The following is a 23,632-nucleotide window of genomic DNA, read 5'->3' as shown; positions in this document are numbered from 1 at the left end:
CCGGAGCGGTGAAAGAAAGATAGCAAAGAAACCATTTTATCAAACAGAATTTTAATCAACTTAAAAAATAACAGAATTATGAAACAGGCAGTAAATCAATCAGCAGCAGAGAGAAACATCACATTGGTATCATTGGCAAACATTCAGCCGAGCTGTTTTAACCCCCGTAAATATTTCAGCGAACCCGCCCTGTATGAACTGGCGGAAAGCATCAAACAGCAGGGAGTTTTGCAGCCTATCACCGTGCGCCCGATAGCCGACACAGACCGTTACGAGATTGTTTTCGGTGAGCGCAGATACCGTGCATCCGTCATTGCGGAAATGGAACAGATACCCGTCATTGTTTCGGAACTGACAGACGATGCAGCCGAAGATGCAGCCATAGCCGAGAACTTGCAGCGTGAGGACGTGACACCCATCGAGGAAGCCAACGCCTACCAACGCATGATTGAAACGGGAAGGCACACCGTAGAAACGTTGGCGGTACGTTTCGGCAAGAACGAGAACTATATCCGTACCCGTTTGAAATTCACCGCCCTAATACTCGAAATAGCTGAATTATTGGAAACGGACGAAATCACCATCAGCGTGGCAGCCGAAATCTGCCGTTACGGGCAAGATATACAGCGTGAAGTGTACGAGAGACATTTGCAGGATGGAAACAACTACAACAGTTGGCGGGGGCTGAAAGCTGCCGATGTAGCCAAACGGATAGAGAGCAACTATACCACCGACTTGCGGTATTACTCCTTTGACAAGACCGAGTGTACAACGTGCGCCCACAATACGAACAATCTGCTTTTGTTTGCCGATGGCGGTTGCGGACATTGCGCCAACCGCACTTGTCTTGCTGAAATGAACGCATCTTTTCTCATGGAGAGAGCCGTTCAAATCATGCAGCAAACCCCGAACGTTTCCCTTTGCCGTGACCGTTATAATGCAAACGACACTGTAATAGAGCGTTTGACCGCTTTAGGTTACGAAGTTGAAAACCTTGAAAGATACACCGCTTTCCCCGTCAGCCCCCAAGAACCCAAAGAGGAAAATTTTAACAACCCCGAACGTTACGAGGAAGCCCGCACCCGTTACGAACAACAATGGGCGGACTACATGGAGAAAGAGGAAGAAATCACCCGAAGAAGCGAAGCCGGAGAAATCACCGTTTACGCCAAGATAGGGAAACAGGAGATTACTTTCTGTTATGTGGAGAACGTAACCGAAGCGGACGGAACGCCCACCGAAACCACCCTTTCACCCGTTCAGAAGTTGGAGAAACAGGACGAACGTAACAAGGAGATAGCCGTAGAAAGGACGGTTGAAGATACCAAACGGCAGATAATGGAAGCCGATATAACGGGCGGTAAGTTCGGAGCGGACGAGGAAAAGATACTTTATTTCTTCATGCTCTCCAATTTGCGGAGCGAACATTTTGCAACCGCAGGTATCACCGAAGAAGGGAAACACTACCTCACGGACGAGGATAAAATGAATATCGTAGAAAATCTCACCGTTAGGATAAAGACCATTATCCGCAGGGATTATCTGATAGCCAATTTCCGAAGCGCATACGGCAACAATACCGAAGCATCCCTTTTGCTTGACTTCGCCCGTAAGCACATGCCCGAAGAACTTTCAGCCATCGAAAGCGGATATAACGAAGTTTACGAGAAACGACACCAACGCATCGAGGAACGCAAAGCCGTTCTTTTGGTGCAGGAAAAGACGAAGGCAAAAGGGCATGAAATCACCCAACCCGAAGAACAACCGCAACCCGAAGGGATTGCAGCCTAACCAAACAGAAAGCAAGGGCGGAGAAATCCGCCCGCTACTTTCTTTCGGTGAGCCGGAGCGAAAAAGAAAGATAGCAAAGAAACCTAATTGTAAACCATTTAATTTTTAGACTTATGCGAACCGTACAAATAAACTATACACTGTTTGGTATTGCGGAACTGGAGGACGAAGCCGTGGAGAAAGCCTACACGGATTGGCTTGCCAAAGGGCAGGAATACCCGTATGCAGCTTTCAGCGGCAACACACTCGAAGCCTTCTGCAACCTTTTCCGTGTCGTCTGCACGTACTATTGTTACGACAGTCAGACCTACCGTTACCGTTTTCACACCAAGTACGAGGAAAGCACGGAAGAACTTTCGGGTATCCGCTTGCGGACATTCATCTATAATAATTTCCATTACGGGCTATATTATCCCAAAACCTATTGGATGAAAGACAACAAGAAGAAGCGCAAGAGCCGTATCTCCGTCGTTTCCGAGTGCCCCCTTACGGGATTTATCATGGATGAAATCATGTTGCAGCCCCTCATGGAATTTCTTCAACACCCCGACAAACGGAATTTTAAGGAACTCATGGGCGATTGTTTGGAAGCCTTTTTCCGTTCATGCCGTGACGATTGCGAGTATTGCGAAAGCGAGGAATATTTTAAGGACGAGAGCCACCGGAGAAATTGGGAATATTTAAAAGACGGTACACTATTCAAAGAAACGGCATGAAACAGGAAATCAAGCAAAACGGTATAACCATTCTTCACAGCGAGGACGGTTGCAGTATTCCCGTCATTTTCAACAATCTCACGGGAAAGAACTTTAAAGGGAAAGAATATTCAGACTATATAGGTTATGTAGCCATTCCCGACATGGGATTTACTTACGGGAAGATAGAATATTATTCAGACGGAAATTTAGTCACAACGGGAGAAATCAAGCCATAACATTCTCCTTTTGTTTCATCGCCGGAAGTTCGGGACGGGTAGCGATCCGCCCGGACTTCTTTTTTTACCGCCCTTTGTTTTTTACTGGATATTTTGCCGGACTTCTTTCTTTCGTGAGCCGTAGCGGAAAAGACAAGAAGCAAAGAAACCACTTTTTCAATCGGATCTTTTCACTACTTTCTTCGTGACGCTGTGGCGGAAAAGCAAAGTAGCAAAGAACCATTGATGCAATCTTGATTTTATATATAGTCCCAAAGGCTACATATCCGATTTCTTATCGGTTGCTTCAACTAGTCTTACTTTACAACCAGCCCAAGTATTAGCCCATCGTTGCAAGGTTTCCAAATTGGTACACCATATGATATTGGTGGCAAAATCCTGCCCGTCACAACCGCATTTTTCTACCCAATCTGAATTTTCAACTTTTATATATTCAGTGTCTAATCCCATTTGTGCATTTTGCTGAACCCTTTGCCCGCCACCTGTAATCTTATAGATTGTTGCCATAAACTTATAATTTACGTTATCTTACAAATATAGGGAAATTTTCCGTGCGGCATACACGGGTTTGGCGATGAACTTCTCCACCTTTTTGGTTTTCCATTCGGATTTCACTTACTATTTGATGGTACTTAAATCAAAACTACTCTACAGGGTAGTGGAAAAGTTCTTGGAAGACATGAACTTTGCAGCAGAAAATTAAAACAATAAGGAAATGAAACGATTAATTTTATTTGCTGCCGCTTGTAGTATAATAGCAAATGCGTATTCGCAGAATATTACAGGTAAAATAGTAGATGAACAGAATGTACCACTTTCTTATGCCAATGTGGTACTGCTCTCGCTTCCTGATTCAGCTTTCGTTTCAGGAACTATCAGCGGAGAGAATGGGGAGTTTTCCGTATCAAAGCATACGGAAAAAGGTAGTTCCCAATGCTTGAAAATCTCTTCAATCGGTTATCGTACCTTAATACTTGATGTGCAAAAAGATAAAGTAGGTACAATTGTTTTAAAAGAGGAAAGTACCATGCTCAAAGGGATTATTGTCAATGGTGAACGTCCACTTGTAAAGGCTGAAAAAGGAGCTTTAACTTACGATGTAGAAGCTATGGCTGAAAAAAGTACGATTAGCAATGCGTATGAATCTATCACACGTTTGCCCGGTGTGATGGAGCAAAACGAGAAACTAACCCTGATGGGAGCCGGGGGAGTTACGGTTATCCTGAACGGCAAACCATCCTCTATGACCAATGAACAGTTAATGAATCTACTGAAAAACACTCCGGTTTCAAATGTTAAAAAAGCGGAGATTATGTATAACGCTCCAGCCAAATATAGGGTAAGGGGTGCAGTGATAAATATTGAACTGAAAAGACAAAAATCGGAAGAGGCTTTTGTCCGGGGAGAAATCGGAGGTAATTTTACCAAAGGGGAATATGCCAGAGGAAACGGTAACATGAATCTTTCCTTTGTCGGTAAGAAAATAACGGCAGACATGCTTTATTCCGCAGATTATACAAAGATAAAAACGGCATACGACTTTATATCGCACCATACGTTGAATGGCAAACTATATGAAGTGGAACAATATAACAAGGGTTCAAAAAGAAACTTCACGCACAATATCCGTACTTCTTTGGATTATCAGATTGCGGAGAATGACAACCTGAATATGGCTTATACAGCCGCCATTACTCCGAGCATTAAAAGTCTGGAAACTTCAAGGGGCAATCTGTCCGAATCACTAAATGCAAAGACCGGAAATCAACAGATGCACAATTTCAATTTCGACTATACCTCACACTGGGGGATGAATGTGGGACTTGATTATACCCGCTTCTCTTATCCGAGCGTGCAGGACTTTACGAACAAGAACGGCAACACCGGGCAGGATTTTCTTGTAAACAGCAAGCAACGGATCAATCGTTGGAATGTATATGCCGGACAGACACATACGTTAGCCAACGACTGGAGTTTGAATTATGGCGTCAACTTCTCATTTGCTGACGAGAAAAGTTCACAGGCATACAGTCCACAAGATGGGAAAGATATGTCAGGACTAAATTCCGATACGGATTTAGATGAAAGAACCTATAATTTCTATGGCGGGTTTGAGAAATCTTTTGGTGAAAATCTTTCACTCTCTTTGTCCGTGGCAGGCGAATACTATAAACTGGCAGACTATACCCGATGGGCTGTTTATCCTTCCATGCAGTTAAGCTACATGCCATCGGCTTCCCATGCGCTTCTATTCTCGTTTTCTTCCGACAAGGCATATCCGGACTATTGGGAAATGCAGGACATCACAAGCTACCTGAATGGATATGCAAAGCTGGTAGGAAATCCGAATTTACGTCCTTCAACCGATTATACGGCTAATTTTACCTATGTCTTAAAAAACAAATATATGTTTGACCTTTACTATACACATGTTAAGGATTTGTTTGCTCAATTGGCTTATCAAAGCCCTGATGAACTATCCATGATTTACCAGTCTGTCAACTATAACTATGAACAGAACTTCGGCGTTTCGGTGATAATACCTTTTGCAGTCGGTAGTTTTTGGAACTCCCGTATCTCGCTTGACGGTTCTTATTTTAAGGATGTTTGCCATGACTATCACGACATCAGTTTTGAAAAAACAGCATGGAGGGGATTAGCCATGATGAACAATACTTTCAAGCTCGCATCCAATCCGGCTATCAGTCTGGAATTAAACGGTATGTATGTAACATCTTCCATTCAGGGTATTTATGACCTTTCTTCTATATGGAAAGTCGATGCAGGTCTGAAATGGACTTCGGCAAACAAGAAAGCCGAACTTCGTTTAAAGGTCAATGATGTATTTGACAGTGCAATTCCTGATGCCACGGTTAATTATAAAGGACAACATTTTGAGATGAACCAACATGCTGACAGTAGGTACTTCTCCATGTCATTTACTTATAAATTTGGCGGCTTCAAATCTAAGGAACATAAGGAAGTTGATACTTCACGATTCGGATATTGAAACAGGTCTATGGAAAAATCAATTTCTTACATAAATCTCTCTTGGGCAGTGGTGGGCATCATAGACAAGGATGCCCATACTTCCCTTTCATCCATGATGAAAGCACATGAACCAGTCAAGGAAACCATTGAAAGGTATGTGTTAGGGTATATGGGATTTTGGAATATTGCGTTTATCAAGAAAGAAATGCTGAACGAGTGCCATGATGAACACATAATCCAAAATGCAAAGAAAAGCATAGAGCGGTATGTGAGGTCACATCCCCCGGCTGCCACGTTGCCTAAATTCTACATTGTTTTCCTAAATCAGCCTCAAATAGGCTGCGATACCAACAGCCTCAGTGATGTTTTCTGCATGTAGTTTTTCAAACAGTTTTTTCTTGTGGAATTTTACGGTATTGGCATCTATATAAAGAGATTCTCCGATTTCAACATTGGACAGACCTTTGACTGAAAGTTGGAGAATTTCCTTTTCACGTTCGGAAAGGATGATTTCAGGCTGCTTTCGCCAACGTTTCCCCTTAAAAGAATACACATAACGGTCTGTACAAGTATTGTCCGAAACAAGCACTTCACCGGAGTCTTTATTAGGAGACAGAGATACGGTGCAGAGTGCTAACCAAATATCTCCCTTGTCACTAAGAAGGATGGGAGTCAGTTTATGGTGGATAAGATGTTTATGCCGTTGGGACGTGCATATATGAAAATCATACTCGATTGTCAGTGCAAGCCGCTTTTCCGATGGCTGTTCATAATAAAAGCGGAATCCTGCTTCGTTAATTTCCATCAATTTATGAATTTCTTCGGGAGGAACAACTTCAAAATAGAACCCGTACCCTTTCTCCTTTACCTCTTTCGTTGTACGACCACATAGAAATAACGGATTGGAAGAGACATACAAAAAGTTTTTCCGATTATAGTCGATAATATATACACTATTGTTTGTTGTACGGGCAATAGCATCTGCCATTGTTATGCAAATCTCTGCTTTTACGTATTCGCTCTCATTGATTTGCAGGTTATTGGGCAATGGTGAGAAAAAAGGCTTCTGTTCTTGTTGCATATAACTTTTTCATAAATTTACTGCAAAAATAGCACATTGCTTTGAATAAACGGTTGATTTCTATTTTAATCAGCTTGTTTTCAGCAACTATACTATATAAGAGCCGAAACGAACAGAGTAAAGCTCATCCGTTTCGGCTTTTACAGCAAACCGCACCTTTACGCCAAGATGCAGATTTTATTGCATCCCGTTTTCCCCTTCGGAGTTCCTTAGCGGCTCACTCTACATTCTCACCCCCCGTTTCCGTTCCTGCCGGATAGCCGAGAAAGAAAAGTCCTGTTTCTCCTTGTCGAACTTCACCGCCTTGTCTTTCTGTACCCCGTCCGGCATTTCCATCCGGCGCACGTTCAGCGGCTTCCCATTGTAGAAGTCCGTCATTTGCTGATATGTGAACTTTTCACCTGTCCGTGCTTCCATCATTTTGCAGAGCGAATACACGTTGCATCCGTTTTCCACACTTTCCGGCACAAGTTCCGGTCTTTTTTCCAACATTTCCGGGAACAGCGTCTTTGCCATCAGGCAGACTTCCGGCGAGCGTTCCGCCCACGGGATCATGGCGAATGACTGCCAGCTATGGGCGGCGCATCCTACATATACTTCCGGCGTGAGCAGGCTTTTCGGTACTCCACCCCGTTCAATGGCGAACGTCCCCGATGTTTCCACCGCCAGCTTCACCCTTTCCTGTGTTTGCAAGTGTACAGGTAAAATACTCAGGCAAATTCCGTCAATCGGCAGTAAGTAATCCGCTATTGCATCGTTCATTACTTCGGCACGGATAGCCGTTGCCACTTCGTAAATATCCGTCATGCCGCTTTCGTGACATTCTTTCAACACATCCAGACACACATCCGGAAACGGAATGTAGTGTAGCAATCCCAGATGTTCATTTCCCAAATCCGCACCCGTATCGAGTGCCCGGCGGCACAGTCCGGGTGTTTTCACCTCTTCCGGCACATGCTCCAACTGCCAGCCGTCCTCTTCAATGGCGGCACGGCATACTTCCGCCGTGCGCTCATACCTGCATATAAATTCCAAAGGAACTTGTTTCATTTCTTCTCCCATTCGATTTTATCCCTGTATTTGGTTAATGATTCCACCATTTCGTCCATATCGCCGTGCATCCGGCTCAATCCCTTTTCTACTGTCAGGTTCTCAAAGACAATCTGCTTCGGCAACAGCCGATGGCAGAAGTAGCTCGAACCGAACGGCACTCTGTTCAGGTCATTGTACTGTATCCGTTTGTCGAACAGCAGCAATTCCAGTTCTTTCTCCTTGAACAGTCGGCAGGGTGCGGAATCGTTCAGCCAGAAGTTTGACATCAGCAGGGCGAACGGCTTACCGAAACCAAGACAACGCTCGAATATCGCTACCTTGTTACTGAACGGAGGATTTGATACGATAACGTCCCAACGTTCCGGCTCATACTCGAAAAAATCCTGTCCGGTGCAGATATGGGAATGAACCACTTTAAACCTGTGTTCTTTCAGTGTCAGTACAAATTCGCTGTGTTCCGTATCGAATGGACACCATACCCTTGCCTTTCGGGAAAGATACTTGATGATCGGCAGCACCGCATAGCGGGGCGTGTACTTCTCGTCACTCTTATTGCTCCCCAGATATTTTGAATAGTCCATTATATCCCGTCCCCCTTATCTTCCGAATTGTCATTATTGAAACTTAGCTCCAGTTCGAAGGTTTGCGAAAACGAATCTTCCACCCACACCTTCAAACTGCTCTGATCGTCCGACTGCGAAGTAAAGTACAGCCGGAACGTTTCTTTCTCCAGCGGGTAACGGTCATTCGGTAACAGCACCGTGCCATCCTCTGTTTTCAATGTGCCTTTCCCGTCATACAGGAACCACCGAATCGTGTACTCCGTATCTTCCCAACGTCCATCCCGTTTGAGTTCACACCTTATTTCCGCCGTTTCGTTCACCTTCAGTTTTTTCGGGACGGGCATCGTCTCCACCGTGAACGGGTATCTTGTTTGAATATCCAACTGGCTATTACAGGCACACACAAGCACGAGGGCGGCCACTATGTAGCAGCCCACGAGCATTTGATAAATTATCTTCTTCATATACTTTGCAATCAATTAGTTATTATCGAATCATAAACCTAATTCCCACACCGACCTGCGAGTGGAATTTTCCGCAATCACCCCCGAACAGCATCCTTTGCCGTCCGTTTACCAACAATACAATCTTATCCGTCAGGTATGCGGACAATTCCAGCGTCAGCGCACCCCCGTAAATGAAATTATCCCCGTCCGTCAGCCGTGAACCGTCCGGCATCATCTGTTCGCCCCAGTTCACTGTCTCATACCCGGCAAGGGCGGACAATCCCAGTGCAGCAAAAAATGTTTTCTTCCTATCCGAAAGAAAGTTCAGGTAATACCCGCCTTCCCCCGTGAACTGGCTGACCGGATAAAGGCTGCTCCGATAGTCGTACCGCTTTTCCAGATACTCCGCACCGACCACCCAATGATGGGCGTTCTTCGTGTAAGTGCTTACCGCTATCCCGGCATGGTAGCCGAAACCGTTACCGTTTTTCCAGCGCAGATCGTCCGAAAGTCCGCCCATGAACTGTATTCCCCTCATTCCGGGCAGGCATCTTTGAGCGTGTGCCTGGTTAAAATGCAGGCACACCCCGAAGAACATGATAATCAACAATACCCTTTTCATCATTTACTTTATTTTCAGTTCGTTAATCACTTTCGCCGCCACAAGGTCGGCGTTCTCCACCCGTATCGTCTGATGCCTGCCGCCGTTCTTCTCGAACAGTTCGATAATTAGAATCTTGTCGTCCGGTATGGTGAACTGCGGAACGACGTACACCGTGCGCACATTGCTTTTCCCGTTTGTTACCAGCACCTCGTTATAGCTGCGTACCGGATCGAGTACCCGTTCCTGAATGGCGGTGCGCTTCGGCATTTTCTTATCCACAATCTTAAACTTGATAAAGTCCGTGTTGAAAGCCACGTTCGACCTGTTCCTTGTTTCCGTATGGAAATAGAACAGCCCGTTATGCGAGTGGATGGATTTCAAAAGGAACTGCACCCCGAAGCGTTTACAACCCAGATGTTTGATTTCCCGCTTGTCCGCCTTATAGATGCTCTGCATAATCAGCTTCACCAGCAGCGGGCTTTCGCTGCCCAGTTCACGGAAATAGATATTCATGCGGGTATGTGAAAAGTCCGTTGTGTCCTCGTTCTCCAAAAAGTCTTTCATCTCGATGTTCAGCATTTCCGGCTCATGCGCATACTTCGCATTGAAACTGTAAAAACTTCCGTCCTCACAAATCACCGAGAAATTCGTCTCCCCCGGAAACCCTTCGGTCGTAGCCTTCACCCGGATCACGTTCTCCGCCCCGTCCGCTTTTCCGGCAATAATCCGGTTACTACCCAAGTCCACGTACTTCACCGCCGACGGGAATATAATATGTACCGTCTTGGCAAAAGTCACCTGTACCCCGAACGGAGTAATCATCTGCCGATACGGTAACTTTTGCGTGATCCCTTGATACAGGTCATTTCCGGCAACCGTCCGTATTGTGTCATTCACTTGTGCGTTCACGCACATTACTGCGCCCATAAGCAGGGCGACCAATCCAAAAATCTTTTTCATTGTCTTTTCTTTTTAATGGTTTTATAATCTGTTTATCCGTTATTGCTGTTTAGCATACAGCATCAGGGGATTACCTGCTTTCAAGTGTACCTTGACCGTTCGGAATTTCTTGGCAAGATACTGGCTGCCGCCCTGCATCAGCCCTCTGGTGATATCCATTGCCACCTGCTGCCCGGCACTCTGTGCAAACGAAATGCTTGTTCCTAATCCGCTACCGATATTCGCCATTGCTTCCTTCGCCGCTTCCCGTTCCAGTGAAGTTTCTATGGATAACCCTTTCATTCCCTCATTATCATATACAGCCAACTCAACGGGAAGTATGTTTCCCCGGTAATGGATAGACGACACTACAATATCCAGCCGTTCCCCCTGTACTTTTCCCGTACCGGAAACCACCGTGTTACGTGGAATAATCAGACCACCTGCCTGTAAAGGTTCGAGCAGCCGGAGCTTCACCGTCTGCCCGTCCATGATTGTCTGGTCTTGGTGGATGCACGCCCGTATGGTATTCTTTCCCATAGCGTACCCGCTGCCGACCGCCGTATTGAACCCGTAGTTTCTCGGCTGGCTGTACGCCCGCATGAACTCCGCATCGCTCATCGGCTGTTGCAGCCCCGACACCGTTTGCTGCCGTGCCGCCTGTACCGCAACGGCGGGCTTTCCCGTCCCTTGCCCGGTACTCTGTCCGGTAACGGGAACTTGCACGATTGCACCGCTTTGTCCTGCCTGCCCGTTCTGTCCCATGTACTTGGCGGCAAGTTCGTAGCTCTTTTCCATCAGGGCGACCTGCTCGTCTATGCCGCCCGCCTGTCCCTGCTGCGCATCCAGCCGGGCGGTCAGTTCTTCCACCTGACGTTTCAGTTCTTCCTTTTCGGCATCCACCTTCGGCGTTTCGTAGAACGTGCCGAGTTGTCGGTTGATGTCCCGGTAGGCAACCGCCGAAGAGTTCACGCCCTTTCCCCGTGACGAACCCGAATAATCCCTGAACGGCTCCCGTTCCGGCTCGCTGTCCGGCAGTTCCATTTCCACCTCGTCCGTCCCGTTATCAGCCGCAAAAGTGAAGTCCTGCAACGAGCGAACCTTGTCCGCCTGTTTCTTTTCTACCTGCGCCTGCTCGTAGGCTTTCCGCTTGTCGCCGATAATCCCGTCATTCTCCGGCAGGGGAATATCGGCGTTGAACGCCCCGACCGTTTCCCCGCCTTCGTCCTTCTTGTCCGAAGGTGCGAAGATCAGCCACATCGAGCCGAGGAACAGCAACCCCATCAACGGGTACACCAACAGCTTTTTCCGCTGCTGCATCTGTTTCGGTGTCAGCTCTCTGGCAGGTTTCTTGTCCTTCCCGCCACCTTTCTTTCCTTTGTCCCCTTTCCCCGTGTCCGGGGCTGCGGCATCCGTCACCGTTACGTGCTGCGTTACCGTTTCTTTTTCCTGATTCTGTTCTTCCATGATTTACTCGTTGTTAAAAGGATTGATTATACTGTCATTCTTTAGCCGGATGGGATCAATATGTTCTATCCCCAGTTCCCGACCGTCACTTTTGCCGATGTTGTAGATGGCTGCGACGGTCATGTACACCGACAACCCGCCGAATACCACGAACATCACAAGGATAACCACCACCCGCTGATCCGGCGTGATACGCCCGCACAGGCGGCGGAGCTTTACGTCCGCCCAGTCCTGTATTTCAGCAATGACCTTCGCCATTAATTTTCCGACCATACCCGTTAGCGTTTGATGGTTTGCAAGTCCTTGTTTTCGGTAATCTCGAAGCCCTCGATGATGAACCCCTGCGGGTTGTTGTCACTCCTGACGGCATCCAACAACCGGCAACGGGTGACAAGGCTTCTTTCCGTCACCGAACTTTCACGGAGGATAATCTGGCGGGCGAACGTCCGCACGTTGTACGGGTACTTGTCAAAGTCGCACCGCACGCTGTCAATCTGTACCATCTGGTTGATGTTCCCGCTGATCACCCGGTTATAGTACCCCTTTTCCGAAAGGTCTTTGTAGTAGTTAAATGCGCTCTTGTCCGCCAGCATCAGCGAGCGTTTGATATTGCCCTCGATAGCCGACTTGTCCGGCGAGAGCGTGAAAAACAGCTCGTGAAACCTGCGCACGTGTTCCCGTGCTTCTACCGGGCGGTTCTGCTGCACGTCCTGCGAGAGTGCCAGCATCAGCGACTTCCCGTTATCCAGCACATAAATCTTCTGCCGTTGCGCTTCGGCAAAGCTGTACGACTTCCAGAGGGCAAAGCCCGTCACCACCGCACACAGGCAGATGAACACCAGCGCAAACAAACGTATCTGCCTGAAACTCGTTTCGATATTCTTTAATGACTTAAATTCCATTTCTTTTCTTGATTTTTTAGTTACTTGATAAGTTTTCCGGCAACATTCCCCACGGCAGCACCCGCCCCGGCAGCGGCTACATTCCCCGCTTTGGCGGCAGTCGTGTTCATCGCACGGTTCGCACCGCTTACGCCGCCCGCCATGATGATCCAGTTCGCAACGGTCGGTATCGTGAAGTACCCGAATATCCCGATGATAAGGAATACCATGTACACCGTATTGCTGCTGTCCGGTATAAAGGTGGGATCACTCATTGCCTCTATGTCCTTGGTGAGCATCAACACCTGAATCCTTGCCAGCACCGAGCTGAACAGGTCGCTCACGGGCAGCCACATATAGACGGAGATATACCGGGTGATCCACTGCGTCAGGGTGCTTTGGAATCCATCATAGACGCTTATCGCAAAGGCGATAGGCCCTAAGATGGAGAGGACGATCAGAAAGAACGTCCGTATCGTGTCTATCACCAGCCCGGCGGACTGGAACAGCAGTTCCAAGAGTTCCTGAAACCACCTGCGGATATTCTGTTTCATCCGGTACTCCGCCCGGTCTATGTACATCCCGCCCATCGTAATCAGGTCGCCCGCCGACCATCCGAGTTCATCCAGTTTCTTGTCGAACTCTTCCTTATCCACGAGGTACGCCGTTTCCGGATTCCGTTTGTTCGCCTCATATTCCAGCTTGTCCTTCTGTTCCCGGTACTTGTTCATGTCGAAGGTCTGTGTTTCCAGCATCCCGTGGCAGCCTTTCACCACGGGGGAGAGAACCGTGTTGATCGTACCCAGTACGAAGGTCGGGAAGAACATGATGCACAACCCGACAGCAAAGGGGCGGAGCAGCGGGTACACGTCGATAGGTTCGGCACGGGCAAGGGCTTGCCACACTTTGGCGGCAACATAGAACAGCGCACCCAACCCGGCTATCCCTTTGGCTACGCCCGTCAAATTCGAGCATAGCGGCATCATTTCCTGATATAGCGTGTGCAATATCTGATGCAGGTTTTCAAAGTCTATTGATAATAACATCGTCTTACCTTATTTATATATATGTATAGGAATCCGTTCTCACCAATAGCGTTCGTCCGCCGAACCGTACAACGCCATCACCCGGTCGGTATCGTTCTTCTTTTTCGCCCGCAGGTAACTTACCGAGATATTCTTGTTCGTGTAGTACTGCACCAGATTACGGTATTCCAGTAACCGCTTATAGCTCTGGTCGATGATTGCCAGCCGTTCCGCATCCGATAGCGACATTCCGGTGATATTCACCACATTTTTCAAATCCTGCAATACGTCCGCACTCTCGCTTAACAACTTTGCGTACCCGAACGAGATAGTACTCAATTCATCCGGCGTATAGTTCGGATCGCCTAACATCTTCTGATAGTTCCGCACGTAGATTTCCGAAATATCCGCCACCATCTCGATGCTCTTCTTCACCTTTACGCCGCCCTTTATCACGTCGTGTACATCCTTTAGCGCATCATAGTACCGCTTTCCTTGTTCAAAAACTTTGGCGGTTTCTTTAAAACCGTCCAATGTGTTTTTCGCCGTTGTAGAGGTCTGTGCAATCTGTTTGACGGTATTGATAATCCCTTGCGCCAAGTTTCCCGGATCGCTCACAACCCATTGTGCGTTAGCCGTACCCGCTGCCAGCAGGCACGCCAACCCCATGACCATTGCTTTTATCTGTTTCATGTTCTTACTTGTTTAATTGATGGTTACTCCGTTTATATTCTCCGCCGGGCGACAGGTGTATGCGGTCTTTCTCCTTGTCGTAGGTCAGCATTACCGCCAGCCCCGTTTCGATAAAGAGGTAGCCGTCCGTTTCCCGTATCAGATACGTTTCCATCCGGGTACTTCCCGCATGGCTTTTCTTTATCACCGTTACCCGGTATTGCCCGTTCTCTTCCGAAAGGGTGAAGGGCGGCTTGCTGCCCGTGCTTACCCAGTCGCCCCGCATCTTTTCCAGTCGGTCGGCGTTCGTTTCCTTGCAGGAAGACAGTACCGCCACCGATACCACTGCCACCAGCAGTAGTATAATCTGTTTCAATCGTTTCATACTGATTTCGTTTTTAATGATGATTTGTACAACCAGCCGTTTGTACGTTTAGCCGTTTAGTCATTTAGCCAACCAACCGTTTAGCCAGCCGTTTGACTGCTCAACCGTTCAGTCGATTAGCCAGCCAATCAACCATCCGGCTATCCGTACATTCAGCCATTCATTTTCACATATTCTTTCCGGCGCAACTACTTGTACTTCGTTTCCGCCAGCCGCCTGATGGCAAGCTCCAAGTCACCGCCCAACTCTTCCGCAAGGTTGAACACTTCCGTTTTCTCGCTCTCTTCGGTGGTGTACGTCAGGTATTCGGCGGGCGAAACTTCCGTTGCATATACCGCTGACTGCACCCCGTTCAGTCCGATCCAGACCTCTTTGTATTTTCGTCCGGGATGGTTGGCAAGGTTGATGGATAGTATCTGCGCTTTCTCCTTCTCCGTCAGTCCGAGCATCGCCTGTATGCCGTCAAACTTGTTCATGTACTTTTTCTGGTCTAAAAGGATTTTGCAGTCCGAGTTATTGATGATACTTTCCTTCACCACGGGGGACGATATTATATCGTCCACTTCCTGCGTGACGACAATCGCCTCACCGAAATACTTCCTGACCGTTTTATACATATATTTTAAATAATTTGCCATATTCTCCGTGGTAAGAGCCTTCCACGCTTCTTCCACAATCAGGAGCTTGCGAATCCCTTTCAACCGCCGCATCTTGTTGATAAAGGCTTCCATGATGATGATGACCACCACCGGAAAAAGTTCGGCATTATCCTTTATACTGTCAATTTCAAATACTATGAACCGTTTATGCAGCAGGTCGATATTCTCACGGGAGTTCAGCAGGAAGTCGAACCGTCCGCCCTTGTAATACTGCCGTAGCGTAGTCAGGAAGTTGTCGATATTGAAATCTTCCCGGCTTACCTTGATGTCCCTTTTCTCCAGTTCCGCCCGGTAATCATTCAGCATATATTCGTAGAAGGTATCGAAGCAGGGAACGATGCCCCGGTCTTGCTGTATCTTCTTGATATAAGCCGATACCGCACTTCCCAACTCGCCGCTTTCCGTTTTCGTGATCTTGTCGTCCTCACTCTTCCAGAGGGTGAGCAACAGCGTTTTTATGCTGTCCTTTTTCTCCACGTTGAACTTGTAATCGTCTGTAAAGAAAGGATTGAAACTGATCGGCTTCTCTTCCGAATACGTGTAATAAATCCCGTCCGCCCCCTTTGTTTTCCGGTGTATCATTTCGCACAGACCTTGATACGAGTTTCCCGTATCGACCAGTACGATATGGCTGTTCTGTTCGTAATATTGCCGGACTAAATGGTTCATAAAGAACGATTTCCCGCTACCACTCGGCCCAAGTACGAACTTGTTGCGATTGGTAATTACTCCCTTCTTCATCGGCAAGTCCGATATATCCAGATGCAACGGTCTGCCTGTCACCCGATCCACCATCTTGATGCCGAAGGGCGAGAGCGAACTTTTGTAATTCGTTTCTTCCGTGAAGAAGCACAGGGCTTGCGGGATGAACGTGTAGAAACTTTCCTCGAAAGGAAAATCCCCCTCGTTCCCCGGTATGCCCGCCCAGAAAAGCGTAGGCACGTCCGTAGTGTTATGCCGTGGCTTGCACTCCATAAGGGCAAGCTGGCTGCCCACGTCATTCTTTATGTGTTTCAGTTCTTCCCGGTCGTCCGACCATGCCATCACGTTACAGTGGCAGCGTACCGAAACCAGCCCCTTGCTGTGCGCTTCGTTCAGGTATTCCTCTATCCATTCCTGGTTGATCTGGTTCGAGCGTGAGTAGCGGGATAGCGACTGCATATTCCTTGCGGTCTGCTCGAACCGTTTCAGGTTTTCCGCATGGTCGTCAATAAAGATGTACTGGTTGTAACAATGGTTACACGTCAGCAGCACGCCCACCGGGGCGGCGAACGATAGCCTGCAATCCGAACGGTCGGTCGATAACCGTTCATAGCGGCTGTCCGTACCCACGTTTCCCGGCAAATCCTCTACGTCCGAAAGGGTGTGCAGGCAAAGGAAGTCGTCACCTATCCGCATCTCTTCGGGGTTCAGTGAAATATCCTTCAGGACAGTGGTATCGGTTTGCGAGAGGGCGAAATATTTCTCCACGATACCCGCCGACGTTTCCGTCCCGACAATCTCGTCTGTTGTCAGGCGGCGGAGCGTGATAAACCCGCAGTCGTTCATGATCCGCTCGAACTGCCCGACCGCTTCGAGGAACTTCGTTACCGTTTCCTTGTCCTCGATCTCCTTCGGGATAATCTTGCCCTTGCACAGCGTGCTGAACGTGCTTTCCTGACGGCTGCGCATCTTCGTGGTCTTGGTGAGGAACAGGTAGCAGAAGTGATTCAGGAACGGGCGTTCGTTAAAATGCCGTTCAAACGAGCGGGACAAGAAACTAAGCTCGTCCCTGTCGATCTCCGGCTGGTACTTCTCTTCGATGAAGAAGTCCTGTTTATGCACGATGGAGAAGTCCGGCAATACCTTCACCGCCTTGTGCCATGCCGAATGTATCGCCTCGTACTCGTTACTGGTAACGGTGAACAGTTCCGGCAGTTCCACCTTGAAGGCTACCGTCACGTCCGCATCTTTTGACACGATGCAGCCGTTCTCTACTGCCAATAGCGGGAATTTGCTTTCCAGCGTCGCCGCTTTCATTACATTTCTCATTCTTTCTTGTTTTTGGTAAATAATCGGGGAATTTTCAGTCGGTTCAATACATACCTCGGATGCCGTTTCCGGGCGGCAGCTTTCATCAGCCCGTGCGTGCCGTATTTGGCATTGAGCCGGAACGTCAGCCATACCAGCAGCGTAGCCGCAGTCACGCCGAAGCCGATGCACACCCACTGGTTCACGCCCGCCATGTACAGGATAACGAACACCACGAACACGGCAAGCAACCCGGCGGCGAACACAAAAAGGTACTGGCTTTCCAAGCCCTTGAACTCTACGTTCCTGCCAATCCCCTTGTTAATTTCAAAGTTCATAACCCGCTTCTTTTACAGGAAGAAAGAGCGCAGGATAGTAGCGGCGACAATCAGGAAAATACAAGCTCCGAACCACGAAGCCGCTGTCTTGCTCGTATCGGGATCGCCGCTACTGAATTTTCCATAAACTTTTACCCCGCCAATCAACCCGACCACCGCACCGATGGCGTAAATCAATTTCGTTCCCGGATCGAAATACGAAGTCACCATCTGCGTAGCCTCGGTGATACCCGCTTGTCCGTTACCTTGTGCCATCGCACCAGCAGCAGCCATCACACAGGCTGCCATCAAAAAGAATCTCTTTTTTGTCATTGTCTTTTAAGATTAAATTAAACATTACTATTATTCATCAGTCGGGCGACACGCTGCCGTGCCCCTTCAAATTCATCCAGCATCTCGTCCCACACGTCCGATCCCATCACGGCAGGCAGCACCTCACGGGCTTGCCTTTTCTCTTCCTCGTCCACTTCGTCCGTGGCGATAACTTTGTGTACCATCTTCAAGTCCTCGAAGGTGTACCCGGTGGCAAAGTCGGGATTGCTGTCGGGATAGTACGCCCCCAGTTCCTCTTCCTCTTCCAACTCTTCCGCCGTGGGTACATATCCCTCTTCTTCCGGCTCGTCCTCTTCCGGTTCTACCTCAATGTCGGAGTAGTCCGCATCCTCGTCCGCAGCGGATTCTTCCGCCTGTTCCGTGCCGTTACCCGTAGCCGTTTCCGGGGTACTCTCCGGCGTTCCGGGTGCGAAATTATCTGTTTTATCTGCTTGATTTTCAGTGTGTCCTTGCTTGTCTTTCGGCTCGTAGGTTTGTCCGCTCCGGTAGGTGCTTTTGCCGATAACCGTGTACGGTTCGCCCGGCTTTTCCGCTTCTTCGTCCGGTTCGTCCGTCCTTTCTTCCGCATCCGTTTTTCTCAGCAGTCCGGCTATGTCGGTGCGGTAATATTTCCACAGTACACAGAGGTAGTACAGCAGCAGGACGGAGAGTATCAGTTTCAGTATCATGTCCCTTTCTCCTTTCCGCTTTAGAAGAGTTTTTCCATCTTTCCGGCGTATGCCGCTTCGATTTCTTCCCGGTACTGCTCGAAGTGTTGCTCCAGCACGTTGTCTATGTAGGCGGATAGCGACACCTTGCCGCCCGTCAGCATCATGGAGATTTTGGCGATCCGCTCGTGGTATTCACGCCGCACATACACGGGCTTCCCGTAACGGGCGGGTATATCCATCCCTTTGAGGAAGGTCGTGTCGTAGTCCGCCGCCTGCTTCACCTTGCGCCGCTTCCCGTCTTGCACTTTCCCGTCAGCCACCTTCCCGGCAACCCTGTTTTCCATTGGCACGGCAGTTTCCCTTTTCTCTGTTTCCTGTTCCGGTTCTTCCGCCTCTTGTCCTGTTTCTTCTGTTTCCGGTGCATCACCGTTGCCTTGCGGCTTTTCCGTTTCGCCCGCCATCATCCGCATAAGCAGTTCTTCGTCGATGGGCTTATCTGTTTGCTGTTTCTTCATAGCCTGATAGTTTGAGGATGGATATTATTTCATGTGCCAGTTCGGGGATTCCGCTGCCCGCAACCATCCGCTTGTCGGGAGCGAACAGCGTGGAACGGAACACCGTCCGGTTCTCCGCATCCAGTTCCTTGCGGAAGCGTTTCGTGTCCGGTATCTGTGTGGTGAGCATCGGCAGCCCCATTCCGGCGATTACTTTTTCATACCGTCCGTACAGTTCGCTCTTTTCCCGTTTATCCACCAGATTCCAGAAGAGGTAAAGCCCTTTCAGTCGGCTTGTTTCCTTTCCTAACATCATCCGTTGCAACACGTCCAGAAAGGCGAGCGTGCTTTCCAGTACCGTTTGGTCGGCACTCACCGGAGCGAAGATGTAATCCATTTGCGCAATGGTGCGCAATATACCCGACGAGTTCACCGTTCCGGGCAGGTCGAAGAACAGCAGGTCATAGTTTCCATTGCCCGCCAGTTCCGCCGCCATGTCCGGCGCACGTTCCACCCGGCACTTCTGCACCGGATAGGCGGCACGTCCCGGTTCACGCATCTGCTCGTATGCCATCCGTTTCAGGTACTCGTTTTCCAGTACCGCCCGGCTGTCCCGTTCCCGCATTTCATACAGGCTGTGTTGCGGAAAGTCACAATCGATCACCGCCAGCGGACACCCGCAGTTGTAGTGCAGGTAACTCGCCACCAGCACCGTGATAGCCGTTTTCCCGCTACCGCCCTTTTGTGTGGCGAAAGCCACGTTCAAAGTCTGTTTATCCATATCGTCAATCAATTAGTTATTCATTCGGTTGCCTAAGCAATCGGTTATCTGTTCATTCAATCAATCAGCCAATCGGTCATTCAATCGGTCAGCCGTATAGCCAGCCATTTGTTCATCCGGTCAGTTCATCATCCGTTTGTCCGTTCGCTCATTCATCCGACCGTTCATCCGGCTGTTTAGCCGTTTAACCGTTTAGCTGTTTAGTCATTCATCCGGCTAACCGTTTAGCCGTTCGTCCATCCGTTCGTTCATCCGGCAAAATCATCATCCGTCCGGCTGTACATTCAGTCAATCATCCACTCGTTTGAGCGTCCGTTTATCCGTCCGGTTGAACAGCCGTTTTACCGCTTCCACGGCGCAAAGGAATATCAAAATATCGGTAGATTATTCGTTTGATTATCAGCGTGTCGCACCTTGTCTTTCCACCCGTAGGTTTGTCGCATCCGGGCATAATGACCGGACGGGAAAAGGGCTGTTACTTTGCAGCCATGAACCAAAATTCCGTGAGAATGAACAAGAATAGTAACCGCCCGAAGGACTGCCCCGGCAGTCGGCAACAGACAAGGGCATCCCCAATCTGTCCGGTAGGACGGATTTTAATTTCAACCGAAATTAGCAAGTTGTGTGCTGCGGCACTCGCTTCGCTTTCCGTGCCACACCACCACCTTGCCCCGCTGGTGAAAAATCCGCCGGAGTTGGATTTTCCTTTGCGGGGGAGAGCCGTAAGCATACGGCAGTTTTCAACCCATGTTTCACTTAAAATTTGATAGGACTATGGATAGTCAGAAGAAGTATTCCAACAACCACGGGCGAAAGCCCAAACCCGACAAGATGCGCCACCGCTACGTGTTCCGTCTGGACGATGAAGACAACGCCCGTTTCCTTGCCCTTTTCGATGAATCCGGCAAGGCAACCCGTGCCGAGTTTATCGTTTCCGCACTCTTCGGCAGGGAGATAAAGGTCGTCAAACTCGATAAGGGCACGCAGGATTTCTACATGCGCCTGACCTCTTTTCATTCCCAGTTCCGCAGCATCGGCGTGAATTACAACCAATGCGTGCGTGCGCTCAAATCCAATTTTTCGGAGAAGAAGGCACTCGCTTTCCTCTACAAACTGGAACAGCACACCCTCGAATTGGTGGAACTTAGCAAACAGATTTCCGCACTGGCGGAGGAGTTTCAAACCAAATACCCGGTGCGATGATAGCCAAGATTTCACACGGCAGCAGCCTGTACGGGGTGCTTGCCTACAACCAGATCAAGGTGGACGAACTTCATGCGGACGTGCTTTTCGGTAACCGGATTATCGAACCGCCGGGCGACACCCCTTATACGATAGAGCATATTTCCCGTTCGTTCGTGGACTACCTGACCGCCAACCGCAAGACCGAGAAACCCATCCTGCATATCTCGCTCAATCCCGATCCGAAGGATTGCGTGACCGAGGAACAGTTCATAAAATTGGCGGAGCAGTATATGCAGCGCATGGGCTTCGGCGACCAGCCCTATATCGTTTACCGCCACAACGACATCGGTAGGGAACACCTGCATATCGTTTCCGTCCGTGTGGACGAAACCGGGCGGGCGATTTCCGACAGCTACGAACACGAGCGTTCGATGAAGGTCTGCCGGGAACTGGAACAGCAGTTCGACCTTACCCCGGCTACCCAAAAGGAGTGGAAGGAAGGGCTGCCCTTATCGCCCGTCGATTACGAGGGCGGCAACCTCAAAGGGCAGTTGGCGGGAGTGATCCGACCGATAGCCCGTGAGTGGCGTTTCCAGTCGCTCGGCGAATACCGTGCGGTACTTTCGCTCTACGGCATAACGGTGGATGAAGTCAAAGGGGAATATGGCGGACGGGAGTATCACGGCTTGTCCTATTCGGCGACGGACAAGGACGGCAACAAGGTCGGCAAACCCTTCAAGTCTTCCGTGTTCGGTAAGGAAGCGGGCATTGCCGCACTGGAAAAGCGTATGCTCTCTGCCAACGCATGGGTGAAGAACCACAAGGACATTGCCACCGATACCGCCGCCCGCATAGCGTCCGCCATGCAGACCGCAGGGCGTGACCGGGCACTTTTCGAGCGTGAACTCATGCGGCAGGGTATCGGCGTGGTATTCCGCACCAACGATGCGGGGCGCATCTATGGGGCGACCTTCATCGACCATGCCGACAAGACCGTTTTCAACGGTTCCCGTCTGGGTAAGGAGTTTTCCGCCAATGTATTCAACGACCTTTTCGCCGGACAGGACGGTATTCACCCGCCGCAGCAATCCGCCGAAGTGGAACGTCCCGCACAGCAGCAAGGGCATACGGGCGCATCCCAGTGGAACGGGAACGGGCATGATACCGAGTACCACCCCGACCATAAGGACAGCACCACCCAAAACGTGGCGGACGCTTTCAGCCTGTTCGCACCCGTACAGGGCGGCGCATCCGGCGACCAGCCCGCACCGCAGCAGCGGAAAAAGAAGAAAAGGCGCAGGTACGGCAGGCAGCAGTAACCTTCCGCAGTATTCACAATTTTAAAAGTATATCAATATGCAAAACGAAGATGATTTGCGTGGACTTGCCAAAGTAATGGAGTTCATGCGTGCTATCAGCATTTTATTTGTAGTAATCAATATTTATTGGTTCTGTTTCCAATCTATTCAGGAGTGGGGCATCAATATCGGCGTAGTCGATAGAATCCTGCTCGGTTTCCAGCGTACCGCCGGGCTGTTTTCCAGTATCTTTTGGACGAAGCTCTTTGCCGTGCTGTTCCTCGCCCTTTCCTGTTTGGGGACAAAGGGCGTGAAAGAGCAGAAAATCACTTGGCGCAAAATAATCCTTTACGGCGTGACGGGCTTGTTGCTGTTCTTTTTCAACTGGTGGCTCTTGGCACTCCCTTTGCCCTTGTCGGCAAACACGGTGTTCTACATCGCCACCCTTACAGCCGGATATATCTTTCTACTCATGGCAGGACTATGGATGTCCCGCCTGCTCAAAACCAACTTGCTTGAAGACATGTTCAACGTGGAGAACGAATCCTTTATGCAGGAAACCGAACTGAAGGAGAACGAGTATTCCGTCAATCTCCGCACCCGTTTCTGGTTCAGGGGAAAGACATATGACGGATGGATTAACCTCGTTAATATTTTTCGTGCGACAATGGTATTGGGAACTCCGGGCAGCGGGAAGTCCTATGCGATTATCAATCAGTATATTAAGCAGGTTATCGAAAAAGGATTTTCCGTTTTTTTGTATGATTTCAAATATCCCGACCTTTCCGAGATTGCTTACAACCATCTGATTAACAATCTGGACGGTTACAAGGTCAAACCGAAATTCTACGTGATAAATTTCGATGATCCGGCAGGTAGCCACCGTTGCAATCCCATTCACCCGGACTTTATGACGGACATATCCGATGCTTACGAAAGTGCGTACACCATCATGTTGAATTTGAACCGCACGTGGGTGTGACCTGAAAAGTCACGTAATTGATTGTTAAACAGCAATGTATATTGCAAGATTTAACCCGCTGTTCCGTCAG

The 23,632-nt window shown here is 49.0% G+C and carries 27 protein-coding genes and 1 pseudogene; 8 read left to right on the top strand and 20 right to left on the bottom strand.

Annotation, left to right across the window (positions count from 1 at the left end):
* Positions 1-78 precede the first annotated feature (78 nt).
* From HMPREF9447_RS19745 to HMPREF9447_RS19735, 3 genes are all read left to right on the top strand, one after another.
* A complete protein-coding gene (locus tag HMPREF9447_RS19745) occupies positions 79-1,791 on the top strand; it encodes a ParB/RepB/Spo0J family partition protein (protein WP_009131550.1) in 1,713 nt (570 codons plus the stop codon).
* Between the two features lie 113 nt (positions 1,792-1,904).
* Positions 1,905-2,507: a hypothetical protein gene (locus tag HMPREF9447_RS19740; protein WP_009131549.1), complete on the top strand. Its 603-nt coding sequence runs from the start codon at positions 1,905-1,907 to the stop codon at positions 2,505-2,507.
* Entirely contained in the window at positions 2,504-2,725 is a 222-nt protein-coding gene (locus HMPREF9447_RS19735; protein WP_009131548.1) for a DUF7688 family protein, read from the top strand. The genes HMPREF9447_RS19740 and HMPREF9447_RS19735 overlap by 4 nt, the downstream gene beginning before the upstream one ends.
* Before the next feature lie 258 nt (positions 2,726-2,983).
* Here the strand turns inward: HMPREF9447_RS19735 and HMPREF9447_RS19730 are convergent, their stop codons facing one another.
* The gene (locus HMPREF9447_RS19730; RefSeq protein WP_009131547.1) at positions 2,984-3,232 is read right to left on the bottom strand and encodes a hypothetical protein; all 249 of its coding nucleotides are present in this window, start codon (positions 3,230-3,232) and stop codon (positions 2,984-2,986) included.
* Between the two features lie 208 nt (positions 3,233-3,440).
* On the opposite strand from HMPREF9447_RS19730, the gene HMPREF9447_RS19725 reads away from it, so the two are divergent.
* Together HMPREF9447_RS19725 and HMPREF9447_RS27900 are read left to right on the top strand one after the other, a co-directional pair.
* Positions 3,441-5,735, top strand: coding sequence for a TonB-dependent receptor domain-containing protein (locus tag HMPREF9447_RS19725; RefSeq protein WP_009131546.1), 2,295 nt, complete (start codon positions 3,441-3,443; stop codon positions 5,733-5,735).
* A 9-nt stretch (positions 5,736-5,744) separates the two neighbouring features.
* Positions 5,745-6,095, top strand: a complete 351-nt coding sequence (locus HMPREF9447_RS27900; RefSeq protein WP_009131545.1) for a hypothetical protein — start codon at positions 5,745-5,747, stop codon at positions 6,093-6,095.
* Here HMPREF9447_RS27900 and HMPREF9447_RS19720 read toward each other — a convergent pair.
* The 19 genes from HMPREF9447_RS19720 to HMPREF9447_RS28935 all read right to left on the bottom strand — a co-directional run bounded on the left by HMPREF9447_RS19720 (position 6,036) and on the right by HMPREF9447_RS28935 (position 20,827).
* Entirely contained in the window at positions 6,036-6,797 is a 762-nt protein-coding gene (locus tag HMPREF9447_RS19720; protein WP_009131544.1) for a response regulator transcription factor, read from the bottom strand. The two genes, HMPREF9447_RS27900 and HMPREF9447_RS19720, sit on opposite strands and share 60 nt — an antisense overlap.
* Positions 6,798-7,019: 222 nt before the next feature.
* Positions 7,020-7,859, bottom strand: coding sequence for a hypothetical protein (locus HMPREF9447_RS19715; protein ID WP_009131543.1), 840 nt, complete (start codon positions 7,857-7,859; stop codon positions 7,020-7,022).
* Complete coding sequence (locus HMPREF9447_RS19710; protein ID WP_009131542.1) at positions 7,844-8,431, bottom strand: hypothetical protein; 588 nt, start codon at positions 8,429-8,431, stop codon at positions 7,844-7,846. The genes HMPREF9447_RS19715 and HMPREF9447_RS19710 overlap by 16 nt, the downstream gene beginning before the upstream one ends.
* Positions 8,431-8,877, bottom strand: a complete 447-nt coding sequence (locus tag HMPREF9447_RS19705) for a DUF3872 domain-containing protein (RefSeq protein WP_009131541.1) — start codon at positions 8,875-8,877, stop codon at positions 8,431-8,433. Before HMPREF9447_RS19705 ends, HMPREF9447_RS19710 begins: the two co-directional genes overlap by 1 nt.
* Before the next feature lie 22 nt (positions 8,878-8,899).
* A complete protein-coding gene (locus HMPREF9447_RS19700; protein ID WP_044138534.1) occupies positions 8,900-9,481 on the bottom strand; it encodes a conjugal transfer protein TraO in 582 nt (193 codons plus the stop codon).
* A 3-nt stretch (positions 9,482-9,484) separates the two neighbouring features.
* A complete protein-coding gene (gene traN, locus HMPREF9447_RS19695; protein WP_009131539.1) occupies positions 9,485-10,423 on the bottom strand; it encodes a conjugative transposon protein TraN in 939 nt (312 codons plus the stop codon).
* A gap of 39 nt (positions 10,424-10,462) precedes the next feature.
* On the bottom strand, positions 10,463-11,869 hold the full coding sequence (traM, locus tag HMPREF9447_RS19690; protein WP_009131538.1) for a conjugative transposon protein TraM: 1,407 nt from the start codon (positions 11,867-11,869) through the stop codon (positions 10,463-10,465).
* 3 nt (positions 11,870-11,872) lie between these two features.
* The gene (locus HMPREF9447_RS19685; protein ID WP_009131537.1) at positions 11,873-12,142 is read right to left on the bottom strand and encodes a TraL conjugative transposon family protein; all 270 of its coding nucleotides are present in this window, start codon (positions 12,140-12,142) and stop codon (positions 11,873-11,875) included.
* Between the two features lie 5 nt (positions 12,143-12,147).
* Positions 12,148-12,771 (bottom strand): conjugative transposon protein TraK, encoded by a 624-nt coding sequence (traK, locus tag HMPREF9447_RS19680; RefSeq protein WP_009131536.1) that lies wholly within the window; start codon positions 12,769-12,771, stop codon positions 12,148-12,150.
* Positions 12,772-12,791: 20 nt separating this feature from the next.
* Entirely contained in the window at positions 12,792-13,796 is a 1,005-nt protein-coding gene (gene traJ / locus HMPREF9447_RS19675; RefSeq protein ID WP_009131535.1) for a conjugative transposon protein TraJ, read from the bottom strand.
* A 39-nt stretch (positions 13,797-13,835) separates the two neighbouring features.
* Positions 13,836-14,468 (bottom strand): DUF4141 domain-containing protein, encoded by a 633-nt coding sequence (locus tag HMPREF9447_RS19670; RefSeq protein WP_009131534.1) that lies wholly within the window; start codon positions 14,466-14,468, stop codon positions 13,836-13,838.
* Between the two features lie 4 nt (positions 14,469-14,472).
* Complete coding sequence (locus tag HMPREF9447_RS19665; protein WP_009131533.1) at positions 14,473-14,832, bottom strand: DUF3876 domain-containing protein; 360 nt, start codon at positions 14,830-14,832, stop codon at positions 14,473-14,475.
* A gap of 188 nt (positions 14,833-15,020) precedes the next feature.
* Positions 15,021-17,522: a TraG family conjugative transposon ATPase gene (locus HMPREF9447_RS19660; protein WP_009131532.1), complete on the bottom strand. Its 2,502-nt coding sequence runs from the start codon at positions 17,520-17,522 to the stop codon at positions 15,021-15,023.
* Positions 17,519-17,839, bottom strand: coding sequence for a DUF4133 domain-containing protein (locus tag HMPREF9447_RS19655; protein WP_009131531.1), 321 nt, complete (start codon positions 17,837-17,839; stop codon positions 17,519-17,521). The genes HMPREF9447_RS19660 and HMPREF9447_RS19655 overlap by 4 nt, the downstream gene beginning before the upstream one ends.
* Before the next feature lie 12 nt (positions 17,840-17,851).
* Complete coding sequence (locus HMPREF9447_RS19650) at positions 17,852-18,151, bottom strand: DUF4134 domain-containing protein (protein WP_009131530.1); 300 nt, start codon at positions 18,149-18,151, stop codon at positions 17,852-17,854.
* Positions 18,152-18,168: 17 nt separating this feature from the next.
* Positions 18,169-18,840, bottom strand: a complete 672-nt coding sequence (locus HMPREF9447_RS19645; protein WP_009131529.1) for a hypothetical protein — start codon at positions 18,838-18,840, stop codon at positions 18,169-18,171.
* A 20-nt stretch (positions 18,841-18,860) separates the two neighbouring features.
* Complete coding sequence (locus HMPREF9447_RS19640; protein ID WP_009131528.1) at positions 18,861-19,337, bottom strand: DUF3408 domain-containing protein; 477 nt, start codon at positions 19,335-19,337, stop codon at positions 18,861-18,863.
* Positions 19,315-20,097, bottom strand: a complete 783-nt coding sequence (locus HMPREF9447_RS19635; RefSeq protein ID WP_009131527.1) for a ParA family protein — start codon at positions 20,095-20,097, stop codon at positions 19,315-19,317. The genes HMPREF9447_RS19640 and HMPREF9447_RS19635 overlap by 23 nt, the downstream gene beginning before the upstream one ends.
* Positions 20,098-20,572: 475 nt before the next feature.
* Entirely contained in the window at positions 20,573-20,827 is a 255-nt protein-coding gene (locus HMPREF9447_RS28935) for a hypothetical protein (protein WP_044138479.1), read from the bottom strand.
* A 44-nt stretch (positions 20,828-20,871) separates the two neighbouring features.
* Between HMPREF9447_RS28935 and mobA the strand changes: the two genes are divergently transcribed.
* The 3 genes and pseudogenes from mobA to HMPREF9447_RS19615 form a co-directional block, all read left to right on the top strand.
* On the top strand, positions 20,872-21,300 hold the full coding sequence (gene mobA, locus HMPREF9447_RS19625; protein WP_009131526.1) for a conjugal transfer protein MobA: 429 nt from the start codon (positions 20,872-20,874) through the stop codon (positions 21,298-21,300).
* Positions 21,297-22,601: a conjugal transfer protein MobB gene (gene mobB / locus HMPREF9447_RS19620; RefSeq protein ID WP_009131525.1), complete on the top strand. Its 1,305-nt coding sequence runs from the start codon at positions 21,297-21,299 to the stop codon at positions 22,599-22,601. Before mobA ends, mobB begins: the two co-directional genes overlap by 4 nt.
* A 37-nt stretch (positions 22,602-22,638) precedes the next feature.
* Positions 22,639-23,559, top strand: a pseudogene (locus HMPREF9447_RS19615) (YWFCY domain-containing protein); the annotation flags it as partial.
* Positions 23,560-23,632: the final 73 nt, after the last annotated feature.

Source organism: Bacteroides oleiciplenus YIT 12058 (assembly GCF_000315485.1).
In the GTDB taxonomy this organism is placed as follows: domain Bacteria; phylum Bacteroidota; class Bacteroidia; order Bacteroidales; family Bacteroidaceae; genus Bacteroides; species Bacteroides oleiciplenus.
The sequence above is the reverse complement of the archived record's forward strand: the minus strand, read 5'-3'. Positions and strand labels throughout refer to the sequence as shown.